The following is an 18,309-nucleotide window of genomic DNA, read 5'->3' on the forward strand; positions in this document are numbered from 1 at the left end:
ATCGGTCGAGGTCCGACATCATCTTCGTGGAAAGGCGCCGCCCTTGTCTGTGTCCGCGGACGGCCGGGACATCACCGCTGACGGCAAACACACCGCGATCGCGGAGGAACAGGAGTATCTCGCCGGTCTCTACGCGGCCCTCGACGCCGAACGGCAGCTCGCGGAGCGGCGGCTAGCCGAGACGTTGCGGATGGCCGACGGGGAGCCGCAGGCGCAGGCCGAGCGGGAGGCGGCGACCGCCACCTACAGCGACCGACTGGCCCAACTCACGTCCGTGGAGCAGGGGCTGTGCTTCGGACGGCTGGACTTCGGCGACGAACGCCGGGCAGGCGAGGAGATCGAGTCCCCGCTCTACATCGGCAGGCTCGGCCTGTTCGACGAGAGCGACGACTACCGGCCGCTGTTGATCGACTGGCGCGCCCCGGTCGCCCGGCCGTTCTACCTCGCCACCGCCGCCTCACCCGACGGCGTGCGGCGCCGCCGGCATCTGCGCACCCTCAGCAGGCGGGTCGTGGACGTCGACGACGAGATCCTCGACATCGGCTCCGGCGGCGACAGCGACCACCTGGGGCTCGCGGGCGAGGCGGCGTTGCTGTCGGCGCTCGAACGGCGCCGCACCGGCGAGATGTCCGACATCGTCGCGACCATCCAGTCCGAGCAGGACCGGATCATCCGCGCCGACATGGGCGGCGTGCTGGTCGTTCAGGGCGGGCCGGGGACCGGCAAGACCGCCGTGGCGCTGCACCGCGCGGCGTACCTGCTCTACACCTACCGGCGTCAGCTCACCACACGCGGTGTGCTGGTGGTCGGGCCCAACAGCACGTTCCTGCGCTACATCGGACAGGTGCTGCCCTCGCTCGGTGAGACGGGCGTGCTGCTGGCCACCGTCGGCGAGCTCTTCCCCGGTCTCGAGGCCGTCGGCACGGACACCCCCGAGACGGCCGAGGTCAAGGGCCGGGTCGGCATGGTCGAGGTGCTGACGCAGGCGGTGCGCGACCGACAGACCGTGCCCGAGGACGTGCTGCACATCGACGCCGAGGACAACGACGTGCTCGAACTGGACCGCGCGACGTGCGAGCGCGCGCGCGAGAAGGCGCGGGCGACGCTCAAGCCGCACAACGTCGCCCGCCGGGTCTTCGTCGACACCCTGCTGGACGCGCTCGCCGAGCAGGCCGTGGCGCGGCTGGAGTCGAGCGTGCTCGACGACGTGCCCGACATCCCGCTCACCGAGGACGAGACCGACGACGGCGTGCTGCTCGACGAGCGCGACCACGCCACCATCAGGCAGGAGCTCACCGAGGACCGCGCGGTGCGGGACGCGCTGCACGGTCTGTGGCCGAAGCTCACGCCGCAGGAGCTGCTCGCGGACCTGCTCACCGACCCCGGCCGGCTCGCCTCGGCCGCCGCGGGGCAGCTGACCGACGCCGAGCGCGATGCGCTGTTGCGCGCCCCCGGTTCGTGGTGGACGCCGGCCGACGTTCCGCTGCTCGACGAGCTCGCGGAGCTGCTGGGGGAGGACGACACGGAGGCGCGGCTGCGACGCGAGCGCCGGGAACGCGAGGAACGCGCCTACGCCGAGGGCGTGCTGCACGTGTTGGAACAGGACGACGAACTCCTCGACGAGGACCAGATCCGCGTCCGCGACGTGCTGGACGCCGAGATGATCGCCGAGCGGCAGGAGGCGCGCAGCAACCTCACCGCGGCTCAGCGCGCGGCACAGGACCGGACGTGGACGTTCGGGCACGTCATCGTCGACGAGGCGCAGGAACTGTCGGCGATGGACTGGCGCACGCTGATGCGCCGCTGCCCGAGCCGTTCCATGACGCTCGTGGGCGACGTGTCGCAGACCGGTTCGCGCGCGGGCACGTCCGCGTGGGGCGACGTGCTCGAGCCGTACGTGGGGCAGCGGTGGCGCCTGCGCGAGCTGACCGTCAACTACCGCACCCCGGCCGAGATCATGGAGCTCGCCGCGCACGTGCTGGCCGAGATCGACCCCGAGCTGCGCGCGCCGACGTCGGTGCGCGACACCGGGGACGTGCCGTGGCAGCGCACGCTCGAGCGGGAGCGGCTGCCCGAGGAGATCCGGTCCGTCGTGGACGGCGAACTGGCCGAGGCCGACGGGGGCACGGTGGCCGTCGTCGTCCCCGAGAGCCTGGCCACACCGGAGCTCGAGGCCGCTGTGACGTTCGACTCGTCCGGCGAATCGGGCGGACGCGTGTCGCTGCTGTCGGTCGACCGGGCGAAGGGTCTGGAGTTCGACGCGGTGGTCGTCGTCGCGCCCGAGGAGATCATCGCCGAGTCGCCGCGCGGCCTGAATGACCTGTATGTCGCGCTGACGCGCGCGACCACGCGGTTGGGAATCGTGCACACCGGGCCCGTGCCGGGCGCGCTCGCCGCGGCCTCGACCGCGCCGGGAGTGGCGACACACACGTGGTGAAGGCGTGCAAAACGCCCGGTGAGCGCCCAGCTAGGGTAGGCGCATGCGCAAAGCTGGCAAGATCATGATCGCGGGGGCCGCGACAGCAGCAGCGACGGTGCTCGCGGCGTGCTCGCCGTCCCTTGAGGAGCCGACCGACCAGTCGCCCGAGGAACAGGCCGAGCACACGCCGGCGCCCGTGTCGGTGACCGAGAGCGGCGCCGCGTCCGAGGAGAACGGCGAGGGGCGCGGGGGCTCCACCGGCGGCGGTGCGGCCGAGTGTGCGGCCACCGACATCACCGTCGCGACGGGCGGCGCCGAGCCGCAGGTGCAGATCCCGCGGGACTGCGCCGCTCCGCAGGAGGTCGTGACCCACGACGTCGAGCCGGGCAGCGGCGCCGAGGTGTCGCCGCAGTCGACCGTGCAGGTGGACTACACGGTCGTCGGCTGGGCCGACGGTTCGGTGGCCGACTCCGGCACCGCGTCGGTGAACCTGGCCTCGCCCACCGGTGAGATCGAGGGCTGGGCCGAGGGCCTGGAGGGTGCGCAGCAGGGCGCCACGCGCGTGTTCGTGCTGCCGCCGGACCTGGGCTACTCCGAGCAGGGCGGCAACCCGCTCGCCTCGGACAGCCTGGTCGTCGTCGCCGAGGTCACCGGCGTTTCCTGAGACACCGTCTCCCGAGGCGCAGTCTCCCGAACGACCGTCTCCTGAGGCGCCGGACGCTTGTCGTGCCCCACGGTGACCTCGGCCGCATACGAGTCGGCCGAGGTCACCGGCGGGGAGCCGGCCTCAGGGGATGAGCAGCACCTTGCCGGTGGTCCGCCTGCCCTCGAGGTCCTCGTGGGCGCGGCGGGCATCGGCGAGCGGGTGCGTCGCGCCGATGCGCACGTCCAGCTCCCCGGCCGCGACCGCGGCGAACAGTTCGCCGGTCCGCCACTCCAGTTCCTCCCGCGTGGCGGTGTAGTGCGCCGTCGTCGGGCGCGTCAGGAACAGCGATCCGCCCGAGTTCAGCACCTGCGGGTCGATCGGCGGGACCGGTCCGCTCGACGCGCCGAACAGCACGAGCATCCCGCGTGGCCGCAGCGACCGCAGGCTCGCCTCGTACGTGCTGGCGCCGACACCGTCGTACACCACCGGCACGCCCTCGCCGCCGGTCAGGTCGTCGACCGCGGCGGCGAAATCGCGTTCGGTGTAGCGGATGACCTCGTCCGCCCCGGCGCCGCGGGCGAGGCGTTCCTTCTCCTCGGTCGAGACCGTGCCGACCACCCGCGCGCCCTTGGCCTTGGCCAACTGCGTCAACAGCAGTCCGACGCGCCCGCGGCCGCATGCACCAGCACCGTCTCGCCCTCGGTGACCGGGTACGTCGAGTTGACGAGGTAGTGCGCCGTGACGCCCTGCAGGATCGTGGCGGCCGCCGTCTGCGCCGACACTCCGTCGGGAACGGGCACCAGGATGCCCGCCGGCACGACGGCCCGTTGGGCGTAGCCGCCGGGATAGCCCTGCCACGCGACCCGGTCGCGACCGCGATCCCGGTGACGTCCGGGCCGACCTCGGCGACGGTGCCCGCGCCCTCCAGCCCCGGCGTGTAGGGCAGTGCGATCGGGTAGACGCCCGAACGCTGGTAGGTGTCGATGTAGTTGACGCCCGCCGCCTCGACGTCGACCAGCACCTCCCCGGACCCGGGGGACGGCGACTCGACGTCGGCGGGGGTCAGGACCTCTGGACCCCCGGTGCGTTCGATCCGGATCGCGGTAGGCATGCGCACTTCCTCTCCTCGCAGGCGAACTGGGCCGTCACTGGGCCGTGTTGCGCCCGAGCCTAGTGATCACCGCCGCATGATCGTGATTCGCAGCGCGCCCGGACGTCCGTGTCGGCCGCGCCCCCTAGACTGTCGCCGTGGCTGACAACGAGAGCACCGAGACGAGTCCTGCCGAACCGACGAAGGCCCAGCGGTCGGCCGCGACCTCGTTCGTCGCGGCACACGGCGCCCCGACCCGGGCCGTCGTGGAGCGGATCGGACGCAAGGGCGCCCGCGTCGTGCTGGTCGGCGCCGACGGCGCCATGGGCGACGTCGTCGTCCCCAGCCAGGAGACCGGCGAGGCGCTGATCGCGGCGATCGGCGACCTCGAGGCCGCCGAATGGGACTCCGCGACCGTCAACGCGACCGTCATCGGCCCCGAGCACCGGCGCAGGATGGCCGGCCCTCGCGCATGACCGTCCGCCCCTCGAACACCCGACAGGTCCTGTTCGTCGGGTGCACCGGCGTCCCGGAGGGCGACGGCGACGAGGCGGCCCTGCTGCCCGCGCTCGCCGACGTCGGCGTCGAGGCCCGGTGGGCCGTGTGGGACGACCCGGACGAGGACTTCACCGCCGCGGATCTGGTGATCCTGCGCGCGACGTGGGACTACACCGAACGCAGGGACGAGTTCCTGGCCTGGTGCGCCTCCGTGCCGCGGCTGGTGAACCCGGTCGAGGCGGTGCGCTGGAACACCGACAAGGCCTACCTCGTCGACCTCGCGGACGCCGGCGTCGCCACCGTCCCCACGACGCTCGTGGCACCGGGCGCGCGGCGGAGTGGCCCGAGAGGGGAGACTTCGTCGTCAAACCGTCGGTCGGCGCCGGGTCACGGGGTGCGGCACGGTTCACCCGCGACGAGCACGCCGCCGCGGCCGAGCATCTCGCCGGTCTGCACGCGGCGGGCTACACCGCGGTCGTCCAGCCGTATCAGACGGCCGTCGACGAGGAGGGCGAGACGGCGCTGGTGTTCCTCGGCGGGCAGTACTCGCACGCCTTCACGAAGGGCCCGATGCTCGGCGGCTCCGAGGTCGACGAGTCGGGCCTGTTCGTCACCGAGAAGCTCGGCGCCGCCACGCCGGACGCGGACTGGTTGGCACTGGCCGAGGACGCGGTCGACGCCGCTGCGGCGCGGCTCGGTCTGCGCCGACCCGACTTCCTCTACGCCCGGGTCGACATCGTGCGCACCGACGCGGGAGACCCGGCCGTCCTCGAACTCGAGGTGAGCGAGCCGAGCCTGGGTTTCCGTCAGACCGGCGCCGACGCCGCCGTGCGATTCGCCTCCGCGGTGCGCGCGGCCCTGGCCTGACCCCGACGCGCCTGACACCGACGCCGGCCCGGAGCCATCGGACCGGGCCGGGCGGGATCAGGCCGGCGGGATCAGGCGGCGCGTTTGGCCGCGAGGCGCTCGGGACGCGGCCAGCGCACGTGGTGCACCCAGCCGAGCTTCTCGAAGAGCCAGATCAACCGCGCGGAGATGTCGAGCTGACCGCGCAGCACGCCGTGCCGGGCGCACGTCGGGTCGGCGTGGTGGGAGTTGTGCCACGACTCGCCCATGGACAGGACCGCCAGCGGCCAGAAGTTGGCGGCGCGGTCGCGGCTGGTGAAGGGTCGTTCGCCGACCATGTGGCACACCGAGTTGACCGACCACGTCACGTGGTGCGAGAACGCGATCCGCACCAGACCGGCCCAGAAGAACGCGGTCACCGCGCCCCACCACGACCACGTGACCAGACCGCCGATGAGCGCCGGCAGACCGAGGCTGGCGACGATCCACAGCGCGAAGAACCGGTTGACGATCTTCAGGTCCTGATCGGCGAGCAGGTCCGGGGCGAAGCGCTGGTAGTTGGTGACGTCGCGCTGGAACATCCAGCCCATGTGGGCGTGCCAGAAACCGCGCAGCAGCGCGGCCGGCGACGAACCGAACAGCCACGGCGAATGCGGGTCGCCCTCGCGGTCGGCGAACGCGTGGTGCCTGCGGTGGCTGGCGACCCAGAAGATGACCGATCCCTGCACGGCCATGCTGCCGGCGATGGCGAGGGCGATGCGCATCGGGCGGCCCGTCTTGAACGCGCCGTGCGTGAAGTAGCGGTGGTATCCGACGGTCACGCCGAGCGTGCCCAACGTGTAGAAGGTGACGGCCAGGAGCAGGTCGAGCCAGCTCAGGCCCCAGCCCCAGGCGAACGGAACGGCGGCGAGCAGCGCGACGAAGGGAACGAGGAGGAAGGTTTTCAGCACCAGCATCTGGCCGGTCGTGCGGGCCTCACCGAGGAGGGGTTTGGGCCCGTCGGTGGTTTCCGGCGCCTGTTGGGCAGTGCTCATGGGCGTGCGGACCTCGTCTCGAGACATCGATGGGGGAGGGGGACTCGTGCCCGGCTCGGCCGGTGCGGCCGGCTCGACAGGGGCGGCTGGGCCGGCGGGGTGCCGCGAACAGCGTGTTGCAGAGTACCGCCAGAATCCGCACTCAGGGGCGGCACTGTGATGACACGTGACGGAACGGTCGCCCCTCGTGGGCGTACGTGGCCGTGAACAGCGCTTTTCGCGCCGGAACGCGAGAAAACCTCACTCCCGGCGTGCGCGGCGTTCAGGCTGCTGGGGCGCCCGTTGCGGGTGCGGCGGGGCGTTCCACGGCGGGTCCGCGGTCGCGCGCGCCGCACCAGAGCGTTGCGGTCGTCACAATCACCGCGGCGGAGCCGAGAACGTGGAGCGAGACCAGTGCCTCGGGGACGCCGAGGGCGTACTGGACGCTGCCGAGCGCGCCCTGGGCGAGGGCGACGATCCAGACCGCGGCGTAGCGACGCCACAGGGTCGGCGGTACCGGGGAACTCGCGCGGTGGCGCCACCATTCGGCGCCCATCGCGGTGAGCACCACGAGGTAGGCCACGAGCATCGCGCCGTGGATGAACGAGAGCGTCTCGATGGGTGCGTCGAACCGCGGGGTGTCGGGATCGCCGCCGTGCGGGCCGGCACCGGTGACGGTGGTGCCGGTGACCAGCAGCGCGGCCATGGCCACGACGAACGCCTGCATCAACACCCGGCCGCGGCCGGGCACGACCCAGCGCGGTGGGTCGTCACCCTCGTTGAAGGCGTGCAACAACAGGGTCGCCAGCCAGACGAGCACGGCCGAGGCGAGGAAGTGGATCGCGACGGTCCACCACAGCAGACCGGTGAGCACGGTGATGGCGCCGACGATGGCCTGCACGGCCACACCGGCCGGCATCGTCCAGGCGAGCTTGACGAGGCGGGTGCGCTCGGGGTGGGCGATCTTGATGCGCCACGCGATGAGCACGCACAACGCGGCGACGATGCCCACGATGCCCGTCAGCAGCCGGTTGCCGAACTCGATCCACTGGTTGAACGTCTCGTACTCGGGATGTTCGACCGGGAACATGCTGCCGGGGAAGCACTGAGGCCACGTCGGGCAGCCGAGGCCGGAGCCGGTGACGCGGACGACCGAACCGGTGACGCCGATGCCGCCCTGCGTGAGGATCGCGGCGATCGCGACGGCGCGCTGCACCGACCGGGACGGATACGGCATGCGGCCGATGAGGGAGGACACCCGCTCCACGAAAGCGCTCACAACTACACATTGTAGAGGTCGCGCGAAGCGCGTCGTTTTGGGTGGTGGTGGGAGAGGGGCCGGCCGTAGAGGTGGCGCCGAGCGCGTCCGGCCAGCCCCTCGTTCACCCCGGTCGTCAGGTGAGTTTCGTGGTCTTCGCGGCGACGGCGGCGGCCGCGGCGCCCCAGACGGTGAGGACGAGCAGCGAGGTCACCGAGAAGGTGCCGTCGACGAGTGCGGCGTGCAGCCCCTCGGCGAGCGCACCGGAAGGCAGGAGCACGACGACGGCGGCGTAGGCGTCGGGCAGTGCGGACGGAACCATGAGGATGCCGCCTGCGAGCAGCAGCACGAACCACACGATGTTGGCCAGCGCCAGCACGGCCTCGGCCCGCAGCGCGCCGCCGAGCAGCACGCCGAGCGCGCCGAAGCAGATCGTGCCGACGGTGACGAGCAGGATGCCGAACACGATCCCGCCCGTCGACGGCGACCAGCCCAGTGCGAGGGCGACGATGCCGAGGACGAGGACCTGGACCGCCACGACGACCAGCGCGGCCACGAGTCGGCCCGCGACGAGCAGCCACCGCGGCAGCGACGTCGCCGACAGTCGTTTCAGCACGCCGTAGCGGCGGTCGAAGCTGAGTGCGATCGCCTGTCCGGTGAACGCCGACGACAGCACGGCGAGGGTGAGGATGCGCGGGGTGATCCAGTCGACGCGTTCCATGCCGGCGAGATCGCCCGCGGGCAGGATGTCGAGCACGCTCAACCCGATCAGCATGGCGAGCGGGATGAGCAGCGTCAGCAGGATCTGCTCGCCGTGGCGCAGCGTCATCGACGTCTCGACGCGGGCGTGGGTCAGCAGCATGCGGCCGAGCGCCCGCGGCCGGGCGCGGGCGTGAAGGTGCCGGCGGAGAACGGCGACGTGGTCATGCGCGTAGCTCCCGTCCGGTCAGTTCGAGGAACACCTCTTCGAGGTCGCGGCGGCCGACGTGCAGTTCCTCGGCGAGCACGCCCTGCTGGGCGCACCACGAGGTGACGGTCGAGACGACCTGGGGGTCGACGACGCCGGTGACGCGGTACGAGCCGGGGCTCGACTCGCGGACGAGGTAGCCCTCGGGCAGCGCGGCGGTGAGCAGTCGGGTGTCCAGGCCGGCGCGGGCACGGAACCGCAGTTGGGCGTCCTCGGCGTGCTCGGCGGTGAGCGCGTTCGGCGAGCCTGGGCGATCACGGCGCCGTCGTCGACGATGACGACGTCGTCGGCCAGCGACTCGGCCTCCTCCATGAGGTGGGTCGTGACGAGCACGCTGACCCCGTCGGAGCGCAGCGCGTCGAGCAGCTGCCACACGAGCCGGCGGGCCTGCGGATCCATGCCCGCGGTCGGTTCGTCGAGGAAGACCAGCTCGGGGCGGCCGACGATCGCGCACGCCAGCGACAGTCGTTGCTGCTGCCCGCCGGAGAGGCGTTTGAACGGGGTGCGGCTGGCCGGGCCGAGGCCGAGCACGTCGAGCAGCCAGGCCGGGTCGAGGGGGTCGGCGGCGCACGCGGCCACCAGGCGCAGCATCTCGTCGGCGCGCACGCCCGGGTAGGCGCCGCCGCCTTGCGGCATGACGCCGATCCGCGGGCGGAGCTCGGCGCCGTCGCGGACCGGGTCGAGGCCGAGCACGTGGACCGTGCCGGCATCCGGCCGTTGGAAGCCCTCGCAGATCTCGACGGTCGTCGTCTTACCGGCACCGTTGGGGCCCAGCAGCGCGAGGATCACGCCCCGCGACATCTTCAGGTCGAGCCCGTCGACGGCGGTGACCGATCCGAAGCGCTTCACCAGACCGGTGATCTCGACGGCCGCAGCATTCACAAAGGTCAAGGGTACGGCGTGTGGACCTGCCGGTCGCCGTCGCCCTCGGCGTCCGTGGCGGCGGTCTCGCCCTGGGCCTCCGTGCCGGCGTCGGTGCTGGTGCCGGCCGGGGCCCCGGTGTCGCCTCCGGTCGAGGTGTCGGTGCTGCTCGCGGAGCCGGTGGGCTCGCGGTCGCGCGGGGGAGCGGCACCGCTGGCCTCTGCGGGCACGGCCGGCCGCGCCGCGGGGGCGGCGGGCGTGCCCTGGGCGCGGCGCTTCTTGCGGGTGGGCGCCGGATGCAGCAGGTCGGCCGGATCGGTGCGGGCGACAACACCGACGGCGCGCGCCACCACAGCAGGGCCAGCAGGGCGAGCACGACGAGTCCGCCGGCGAAGTAGGCCTGCGGGAGGGTGTACATGCGGCCGTCGAACGGGCTGCCGTTGGGCGGCACGAGCAGCGAGAGCACGACCGTCATGCCGGTCGCGACGACACGGAACCGGGAGGTCCCCGCCGACGCGGCGAGCGGGATGATCGCCCACAGCAGCCACCACGGCTGCATCGCGACGTGCAGCAGCATCACGGCGCCGAGCGAGACGCCGAGGCCGATCATCGGCCGGTACCGCCAGTGCAGGCTGTCCCACAGGAACTTGACGGTGATCGCGCCCGCGACCAGGTAGCTGATGATCGCGAGCACCGAGATGATGCCCGCGGTGTGGTTGCCGAGGCCGAGTGCGATGCCGAGGACGCCGCCGAGCTGGCCGATCTCGGAGGTAGGGGCGATCCAGTTCCACAGCTTCGTCGGGGTGCTCAGGCCGTTGACCCAGCCGTAGTCGAGGCCGACGCCGTAGGTCACGGCCGTCATCACCACGGCGCACACCGCCGTCATCAGGGCGGCGGCCTTGAGCAGGTCCTTGATGCCGCCGTACCAGCGCCGGGCGATCATCACGCCGAAGAAGCCGAGGGCGACGATCGCGTGCACCTTCACCGCGGCCGCGACCGTGATGATCGACGCGCCGAGCACGATGTAGAACAGCTCGCCCTTGACCAGCGGGGGCGGGGAGTCGCCGCGCACGCGGTAGGGCAGCCGGCGCAGGCCCACCCAGATGCCCAGGAGCATCAGGCCGATGCCGATCGTGTCGTTGTGCGCGCCCCCGACGATATGGAACAGCACGAGCGGGTTGGCCACGCCCAGCCACAGTGCGGTGCTGGGCGGCACGCCGAAGCGGTCGGCCAATCGCGGCAGCACCCAGATGACCACGCCGAGCCCGATGAGCGTGGCCAGGCGGAACAGCAGGATGCCGCCGGAGACGTGCTCCCCGGTGATGCCGGTGATCCAGCTGCCCATGCGCAGGAACAACGGGCCGTACGGAGCGGGGGTGTCGCGCCAGATGTTGGCGACGCCGACGACGAGCGGATCGTCGTTGCCCAGCACCTCGGGGCCGTGTTGGTACGGATCCATCCCGCGGGTCAGGACCTCGCTCTGGCCCAGGTAGACGTAGGGGTCGCGGGTGAACACCGGGGGGATCACCGTCAGCGGCGCGATCCACAGCAGGAGCGTGCGGTGCATCTCCTTGCGACCCACCATCCGCTTGCGGCTGGGCCGGGCGAACCGGCCGAGCAGCAGCCAGCCGATGATCAGCATCATCATGCCGATGAACGCGACGGCCAGCGAGACCGTCGGGATGCGCGCGAAGATCCGCAGCACCGGCAGGTGGTTGACGGGGTTGAGCACCGGGGCGGCGCCCGCGCCGAGCGAGCCGAACGCCAGCATCAGCGAGCCGACGGTGCCGAAACCCTGCACCATGCGGACCGAGCGGCGCTCGTCGTCGGTCAGGGGCTGTCGGTCGCCGGGGTGCGCGGGCGAACGCGAGGGAACCCAGACCGTCGACGCGGTGCTCGCGCCGAGCGAGCCTGCTGAGCTCTGCCCCTCGTTCGCCTCCGCCGACTGCGCCCCGTCGGCGCGTCGACCGCGTCCCCTGCCGAAAACCACTGGGAAAGACTATCGGCGCGTCAGCGCGCGTTGAGGGGTGGTGGTCGGGTGACGGGTGGGACCTGTCGAGAGGAGGATGAAGGCCACGTAGGAGTGGGTATACGGGCCTCGGTGGCTCCCGTCTCGGTGAATCCGGTCACTGGCCCGGGAGGTCGCCTTTGCCCGGCGCGAGGAAATACGACACAATTGTGTTGTGAAAAACAGCGGGCACGATGACCAGCAGGTCGGCAGCACGCCGGCCACGGTCGCGGGTTCCGCCGGGCCGGCCGTCGGAACGTCCGGTGGCCCGGACGGCAGTACCCGCGGCGAGGTCGCGCGGGTCCTGTTGGAGCAGGGGCCGATGAGCGCGGCGGCTGTCGCCGAGCAACTCGGCATCAGTCCGACGGCGGTGCGCCGGCACCTCGACGCACTGTCGGCCGACCAGGAGGCCGAGACGCGGGACGCGCCTCGGCGCGGCCGGCGGGGGCGTGGCAGGCCCGCGAAACTGTTCCTGCTCACCGAGCAGGGCAGGGCGCGGTTCGGGCACGCCTACGACGACCTGGCGGTCTCCGCGATCCGGTTCCTCGCCGAGCATGCGGGCGAGGACGCGGTTCGCGCGTTCGCCGAGCGGCGCGTCGCGGCGCTCGTCGACCCGTACCGGGAGCAGATCCTCGACGAGGAGGCTCCCGCGGACAAGGCGGAGGCCCTGGCAGCCGTCTTGACCAGGGAGGGTTACGCTGCGTCGACCCGGGAGGTCGGCGCAGCCGGGCCGGAGTCCGGGGACGCCCCCGGTGTCGCCGGCACCGGTGCGCAACTCTGCCAGCACCACTGCCCGGTGGCTCACGTCGCAGTGGAGTTCCCGCAGCTGTGCGAGGCCGAGACCGAGGCGTTCGCCCAGTTGCTCGGCACACACGTGCAGCGACTGGCCACCATCGCACGCGGCGACGCCGTGTGCACCACGCACGTGCCCGGTCCGAAGCCGGTCACGAAGCACGAACTCCGAACGGAGGGACGACTGCATGACTGCCGCTGCCGAGCAGCGCAATCCCACCACCACGCCGTTGAGCCAGGAAGAGACCATCGAGTCCCTGGGTAACTACGCGTTCGGCTGGTCGGACCCGGACACGGCGGGCGCGAGCGCTCGGCGTGGTCTCAACGACGATGTCGTCACCGACATCTCGGAGAAGAAGTCCGAGCCCGAGTGGATGCGCGATGCACGCCTGAAGGCCCTCAAGCTCTTCGAGCGCAAGCCGATGCCCAACTGGGGCGCGGACCTGTCGGGTATCGACTTCGACAACATCAAGTACTTCGTCCGTTCCACCGAGGAGCAGGCCACCAGCTGGGAGGACCTGCCCGAGGACATCAAGAACACCTACGACAAGCTGGGCATCCCCGAGGCGGAGAAGCAGCGGCTGGTCGCGGGTGTGGCCGCGCAGTACGAGTCCGAGGTCGTCTACCACCAGATCCGCGAGGACCTGGAGGCCCAGGGCGTGCTGTTCCTGGACACCGACACGGCGCTGCGTGAGCACCCGGAGATCTTCAAGGAGTACTTCGGCTCGGTCATCCCGTCCGGTGACAACAAGTTCTCCGCGCTGAACACCGCCGTGTGGTCCGGAGGCTCTTTCATCTACGTGCCGCCGGGCGTGCACGTCGACATCCCGCTGCAGGCCTACTTCCGTATCAACACGGAGAACATGGGCCAGTTCGAGCGGACGCTGATCATCGTCGACGAGGGTGCCTACGTGCACTACGTCGAGGGCTGCACGGCGCCGATCTACCAGTCCGACTCGCTGCACTCGGCGGTCGTGGAGATCATCGTGAAGAAGGGCGGCCGTTGCCGCTACACGACGATCCAGAACTGGTCGAACAACGTCTACAACCTGGTGACCAAGCGGGCCAAGGCCGAAGAGGGCGCCACCATGGAGTGGGTCGACGGCAACATCGGCTCCAAGGTGACGATGAAGTACCCGTCGGTCTTCCTGATGGGCGAGCACGCCAAGGGTGAGGTCCTGTCGGTCGCGTTCGCGGGCGAGGGCCAGCACCAGGACGCGGGCGCCAAGATGGAGCACCTCGCGCCGAACACCTCCTCGACGATCGTGTCGAAGTCGGTGGCGCGCGGCGGTGGCCGCACCTCGTACCGCGGCCTGGTGAAGGTCGCGAAGCGGGCGCGCAACTCCCGTTCCAGCGTGGTGTGCGACGCCCTGCTGGTGGACACGATCTCGCGGTCGGACACGTACCCGTACGTGGACATCCGCAACGACGACGTGTCCATGGGCCACGAGGCCACGGTGTCCAAGGTGAGCGAGGACCAGCTGTTCTACCTGATGTCGCGTGGCCTCACCGAGGAGGAGGCCATGGCGATGGTGGTGCGCGGGTTCGTCGAGCCCATCGCGCGGGAACTGCCGATGGAGTACGCGCTCGAGCTCAACCGCCTGATCGAACTGCAGATGGAAGGAAGCGTCGGCTGACATGACGGTTGCTGACAACACCGCAGCCGCGAACGCCGCGAACACGGCGGAGGCCGCCGAGACGATCGTCCCGGCGGCCTCCCGCGCGGAGCGTTTCGCCTCGTACGACGTCGAGGCGTTCGAGGTTCCCGGTGGTCGGGAGGAGAACTGGCGCTTCACGCCGATGAAGCGTCTGCGCGGACTGCACGACGGGTCCGCCCCGGCCACCGGCGAGGCCGAGGTCGAGGTCGAGGCCGCACCCGAGGTGCGGGTCGAGACCGTCGGCCGCGACGACGAACGTCTCGGCCGGGCCGGCGTGCCGAGCGACCGGATCGCCGCCCAGGCGTACTCGTCGTTCGAGAAGGCCACGCTGGTCACGGTGCCGAACGAGACGAAGGCCTCCGCGCGCACGCTGGTGCGTGTGCACGGCCCCGGTGCGGGCAAGACCGCCTACGGTCACGTGCAGATCCGGGCCGAGCAGTTCGGCGAGGCGACGATCGTGCTCGACCATGTCGGGTCCGGTACGTACGCCGACAACGTCGAGTTCGTCCTCGGCGACGGCGCGCAGCTGACCGTGGTGAGCGTGCAGGACTGGGCCGACGACGCGGTGCACGTGTCCGAGCAGCACCTGAAGCTCGGCCGCGATTCGCACCTCAAGCACATCGTCGTCACGTTGGGCGGTGACCTGGTGCGGGTGAGCCCGACGGCCACGTTCGCCGGCCCCGGCGGCGACGTCGAGATGCTGGGTCTGCACTTCGCCGACGCCGGTCAGCACCAGGAGCACCGGCTGTTCGTCGACCACGCGGTGCCGAACTGCAAGTCGAACGTGCTCTACAAGGGTGCGCTGCAGGGCGACGCCGCGCACGCCGTCTGGATCGGCGACGTGCTGATCCGCGCGGCCGCCGAGGCCACGGAGACCTTCGAGCTCAACCGCAACCTCGTGCTGACCGAGGGTGCGCGGGCCGACTCCGTGCCGAACCTGGAGATCGAGACCGGTGAGATCTCCGGCGCCGGGCACGCGAGCGCCACGGGGCGGTTCGACGACGAGCAGTTGTTCTACCTGCAGGCGCGGGGACTGCCCGAGGACGAGGCCCGCAGGCTCGTCGTGCGTGGGTTCTTCCACGAGATCCTGATGAAGATCGACGTTCCCGAGGTGCGTGAGCGGCTCGAGGCGGCGATCGAGGCGGAACTGACCGCCATCGGCGTGTAAACGACCGAACCTTCCCCAGAACTTCTCAAGACGCGAAGAGAAACGAAGAGGCATGGCCACACTGGAAATCAAGGATCTGCACGCCGATGTCGTGACCGACGAGGGCAACAAGCCGATCCTCACGGGCGTCAACCTGACGATCCGCTCGGGTGAGACGCACGCGATCATGGGCCCCAACGGCTCGGGCAAGTCGACGCTGTCGTACGCGATCGCGGGGCACCCGAAGTACGAGGTGACCTCCGGCGAGGTGCTGCTCGACGGCGAGAACGTCCTCGAGATGAGCGTCGACGAGCGTGCCCGTGCGGGGCTGTTCCTCGCGATGCAGTACCCGGTCGAGGTGCCGGGTGTGTCGATGTCGAACTTCCTCCGTTCGGCCGCGACCGCGGTGCGGGGCGAGGCCCCGAAGCTGCGGCACTGGGTCAAGGAGGTCAAGGACGAGATGGGCAAGCTGGACATCTCGTCGGAGTTCGCAGAGCGCAGCGTGAACGAGGGCTTCTCCGGCGGTGAGAAGAAGCGCCACGAGATCCTGCAGATGGCGCTGCTGAAGCCGAAGTTCGCCGTGCTGGACGAGACCGACTCGGGCCTGGACGTCGACGCGCTGCGTGTCGTGTCGGAGGCCGTGAACGAGTTCAAGTCCACCAGCGACGCCGGCTTCATGCTGATCACGCACTACACGCGGATCCTCAAGCACATCGAACCGGACTTCGTGCACGTGTTCGCCGGCGGCAAGGTCGTCGAGTCGGGCGGCAAGGAGCTGGCCGACGAGCTCGAGGCGAGCGGCTACGTCAAGTACACCGAAGCGACGGTCTGACACGTCCAGAACGTCCGAGGCCGGGCCCGGCGGTATCTCCGGTGGGCCCGGCACACCCGCATCGAAGGGAGCCGGCGCGATGACCACCACGGATTCGCGGCCATTGGACGTCACGGCGCTGCGCGGTGATTTCGCCATCCTGTCCCGCACCGTGCGGGACGGGAAACCGTTGGTGTATTTGGATTCGGGCGCGACGTCACAGCGGCCGGTCCAGGTGCTCGACGCGGAACGCCGATTCGTGGAGACGTCGAACGCGGCGGTGCACCGCGGGGCGCATCAGCTGTCGGAGGAGGCCACGGACGCCTACGAGGGCGCGCGCGAGACGATCGCGTCGTTCGTCGGGGTGTCCGCGGGCGAGGTCGTGTTCACGAAGAACGCCACCGAGGGCATCAACCTGGTCGCCTATGCGATGAGCAATGCGGCGACGGCGGGGCCGGAGGCCGAGCGGTTCTCGGTGGGCCCCGGGGACGAGATCGTGGTGACCGAGATGGAGCACCACGCGAATCTCGTGCCGTGGCAGCAGTTGTGCCAACGCACGGGTGCGACGTTGCGGTGGTTCTCGGTGACGTCCGAGGGCAGGCTCGATCTGTCCGAACTGGACTCGGTGATCACGGACCGGACCAAGGTCGTCGCGTTCGCGCATCAGTCCAATGTGCTCGGCACGGTGAATCCGGTGGAGCCGTTGGTGCGGCGGGCCCGCGAGGTGGGTGCGCTGGTGGTGCTGGATGCGTGCCAGTCGGTGCCGCACGGCGTGCACGGGGCCGGTCCGGTGGATTTCCGCGCGTTGGACGTGGATTTCGCGGTGTTCTCGGGGCACAAGATGTTGGGCCCGTCGGGTATCGGCATCCTGTACGGCCGCCGGGAGCTGCTCGAGGCGATGCCGCCGTTCCTGACGGGCGGTTCGATGATCGAGCTGGTGCGCATGGAGGGTTCGACGTTCGCGGAGCCGCCGCAGCGGTTCGAGGCCGGGGTGCCGATGACGTCGCAGGCCGTGGGTCTGGCGGCGGCGATCGATTATCTGAACGGCGTGGGCATGGACCGGGTGGCGGCGCACGAGCATGTGTTGGCGGAGCGCGCGCTGGCCGGGTTGGCCGCGGTCGACGGGGTGCGGATCGTGGGTCCGCGGGACACGGTCGACCGTGGTGCGACGGTGGCGTTCGTGGTGGATGGTGTGCATCCGCACGATGTGAGCCAGGTGTTGGACAGTCTGGGGATCGCGGTGCGGGTGGGGCATCACTGCGCGTGGCCGTTGCATCGGGCTGCGGAGGTGCCGGCGACGGTGCGGGCGTCGTTCTATCTGTACAACGAACCGTCTGAGGTGGACGCTTGGTGGAGGGTGTGCGCGAGGCGCAGCGGTTCTTCGGCGTGGGAGCGTGAGCGTGCAGCTGGAGAGTATGTACCAGGAGATCATCCTGGATCATTACAAGAATCCGCATGGCCGCGGGCTGCGCGAGCCGTTCGATGCGGAGTCGTTCCAGGTGAATCCGACGTGCGGCGACGAGGTGACGTTGCGCGTGAAGGTGTCCGCGGACGGCGTCGTGGAGGACGTGTCGTACGAGGGGCAGGGCTGTTCGATCAGCCAGGCGTCGACGTCGGTGCTGACCGATCTGGTGGTGGGCCACAAGGTCGAGGAGGCGACGTCGACGATGGCGGCGTTCACGGAGCTGATGCAGGGCCGTGGCCAGGTGGAGCCGGATGAGGACGTGTTGGACGACGGCATCGCGTTCGCGGGTGTCGCGAAGTACCCTGCGCGGGTGAAGTGCGCGTTGTTGGGATGGATGGCTTTCAAGGACGCGTTGGCCCGCACGTCGAAGTCGAACGAGGTGGGAGCATGACCGAGACGCAGAATGAGCGCGAGGGCCGTACGGCGGCGGATCTGGACCAGGAGACGGCCGGCACTGCTCCGGCGTCGGGCGAGCTGGCGAAGGTCGACGACGTCGAAGAGGCCATGCGGGATGTGGTGGACCCGGAGCTGGGCATCAATGTGGTGGACCTGGGTCTGGTGTACGACATCCGGGTGGAGCCGGACAACACGGCGACGATCGATATGACGTTGACGTCGGCGGCGTGCCCGTTGACGGATGTGATCGAGGACCAGACGGCGTCGGTGTTGAAGACGTCGGGTGTGGACGACTTCCGGATCAACTGGGTCTGGATGCCGCCGTGGGGTCCGGAGAAGATCACGGAGGACGGCCGCGAGCAGTTGCGCGCGCTGGGCTTCACGGTCTGACAGTGCAGCGTCGGCTGTAGCGGCGCCAAGGTTTTCCGCGACGC

Annotated in this window: 12 protein-coding genes and 5 pseudogenes; 11 read left to right on the forward strand and 6 right to left on the reverse strand. The window is 70.7% G+C overall.

The genetic code is table 11. The features are described 5' to 3' along the window. The first annotated feature begins 43 nt into the window (after positions 1–43). Together BJF85_RS25975 and BJF85_RS25980 are read left to right on the forward strand one after the other, a co-directional pair. Positions 44–2,437 (forward strand): ATP-binding domain-containing protein, encoded by a 2,394-nt coding sequence (locus BJF85_RS25975; RefSeq protein WP_083666711.1) that lies wholly within the window; start codon positions 44–46, stop codon positions 2,435–2,437. A 43-nt stretch (positions 2,438–2,480) separates the two neighbouring features. Further along, positions 2,481–3,083 (forward strand): FKBP-type peptidyl-prolyl cis-trans isomerase, encoded by a 603-nt coding sequence (locus BJF85_RS25980; RefSeq protein WP_075850519.1) that lies wholly within the window; start codon positions 2,481–2,483, stop codon positions 3,081–3,083. Positions 3,084–3,206: 123 nt separating this feature from the next. Here BJF85_RS25980 and BJF85_RS25985 read toward each other — a convergent pair. Further along, positions 3,207–4,176: pseudogene (locus BJF85_RS25985) on the reverse strand (quinone oxidoreductase). A gap of 137 nt (positions 4,177–4,313) precedes the next feature. On the opposite strand from BJF85_RS25985, the gene BJF85_RS25990 reads away from it, so the two are divergent. After that, positions 4,314–4,631 (forward strand): hypothetical protein, encoded by a 318-nt coding sequence (locus BJF85_RS25990; RefSeq protein WP_075850520.1) that lies wholly within the window; start codon positions 4,314–4,316, stop codon positions 4,629–4,631. Then, positions 4,628–5,520 (forward strand): annotated as a pseudogene (locus BJF85_RS25995) (RimK family alpha-L-glutamate ligase). Before BJF85_RS25990 ends, BJF85_RS25995 begins: the two are co-directional and overlap by 4 nt. Positions 5,521–5,591: 71 nt before the next feature. On the opposite strand, the gene BJF85_RS26000 reads toward BJF85_RS25995, so the two are convergent. From BJF85_RS26000 to mptB, 5 genes and pseudogenes are all read right to left on the reverse strand, one after another. Then, positions 5,592–6,533 carry an acyl-CoA desaturase gene (locus tag BJF85_RS26000; RefSeq protein WP_075850521.1) on the reverse strand — a complete coding sequence of 314 codons (942 nt, stop codon included), beginning with the start codon at positions 6,531–6,533 and terminating at the stop codon, positions 5,592–5,594. 262 nt (positions 6,534–6,795) lie between these two features. Beyond that, complete coding sequence (locus BJF85_RS26005) at positions 6,796–7,749, reverse strand: heme A synthase (protein ID WP_075850571.1); 954 nt, start codon at positions 7,747–7,749, stop codon at positions 6,796–6,798. 157 nt (positions 7,750–7,906) lie between these two features. Next, positions 7,907–8,697, reverse strand: a pseudogene (locus BJF85_RS26010) (ABC transporter permease). Continuing rightward, a pseudogene (locus tag BJF85_RS26015) lies at positions 8,694–9,598 on the reverse strand (ABC transporter ATP-binding protein). Before BJF85_RS26015 ends, BJF85_RS26010 begins: the two co-directional pseudogenes overlap by 4 nt. Further along, complete coding sequence (gene mptB / locus BJF85_RS26960) at positions 9,489–11,588, reverse strand: polyprenol phosphomannose-dependent alpha 1,6 mannosyltransferase MptB (protein WP_369822301.1); 2,100 nt, start codon at positions 11,586–11,588, stop codon at positions 9,489–9,491. The pseudogene BJF85_RS26015 and the gene mptB overlap by 110 nt, the downstream one beginning before the upstream one ends. 193 nt (positions 11,589–11,781) lie before the next feature. Between mptB and BJF85_RS26020 the strand changes: the two genes are divergently transcribed. The 7 genes and pseudogenes from BJF85_RS26020 to BJF85_RS26050 all read left to right on the forward strand — a co-directional run bounded on the left by BJF85_RS26020 (position 11,782) and on the right by BJF85_RS26050 (position 18,265). After that, positions 11,782–12,663: a helix-turn-helix transcriptional regulator gene (locus tag BJF85_RS26020; RefSeq protein ID WP_369822302.1), complete on the forward strand. Its 882-nt coding sequence runs from the start codon at positions 11,782–11,784 to the stop codon at positions 12,661–12,663. Next, positions 12,587–14,035 carry a Fe-S cluster assembly protein SufB gene (sufB, locus tag BJF85_RS26025; protein WP_075850523.1) on the forward strand — a complete coding sequence of 483 codons (1,449 nt, stop codon included), beginning with the start codon at positions 12,587–12,589 and terminating at the stop codon, positions 14,033–14,035. Before BJF85_RS26020 ends, sufB begins: the two co-directional genes overlap by 77 nt. Position 14,036: 1 nt before the next feature. Then, positions 14,037–15,224 carry a Fe-S cluster assembly protein SufD gene (gene sufD, locus BJF85_RS26030; RefSeq protein WP_075850524.1) on the forward strand — a complete coding sequence of 396 codons (1,188 nt, stop codon included), beginning with the start codon at positions 14,037–14,039 and terminating at the stop codon, positions 15,222–15,224. Between the two features lie 52 nt (positions 15,225–15,276). Then, on the forward strand, positions 15,277–16,035 hold the full coding sequence (gene sufC, locus BJF85_RS26035; RefSeq protein ID WP_075850525.1) for a Fe-S cluster assembly ATPase SufC: 759 nt from the start codon (positions 15,277–15,279) through the stop codon (positions 16,033–16,035). 79 nt (positions 16,036–16,114) lie between these two features. Further along, positions 16,115–17,412, forward strand: a pseudogene (locus tag BJF85_RS26040) (cysteine desulfurase). Positions 17,413–17,414: 2 nt separating this feature from the next. Further along, positions 17,415–17,870: a Fe-S cluster assembly sulfur transfer protein SufU gene (gene sufU / locus BJF85_RS26045; RefSeq protein ID WP_075850572.1), complete on the forward strand. Its 456-nt coding sequence runs from the start codon at positions 17,415–17,417 to the stop codon at positions 17,868–17,870. Next, positions 17,867–18,265 (forward strand): metal-sulfur cluster assembly factor, encoded by a 399-nt coding sequence (locus BJF85_RS26050; RefSeq protein ID WP_075850526.1) that lies wholly within the window; start codon positions 17,867–17,869, stop codon positions 18,263–18,265. The genes sufU and BJF85_RS26050 overlap by 4 nt, the downstream gene beginning before the upstream one ends. The last annotated feature ends 44 nt before the right edge of the window (positions 18,266–18,309 follow it).

Source organism: Saccharomonospora sp. CUA-673 (assembly GCF_001942305.1).
Lineage (GTDB): Bacteria > Actinomycetota > Actinomycetes > Mycobacteriales > Pseudonocardiaceae > Prauserella.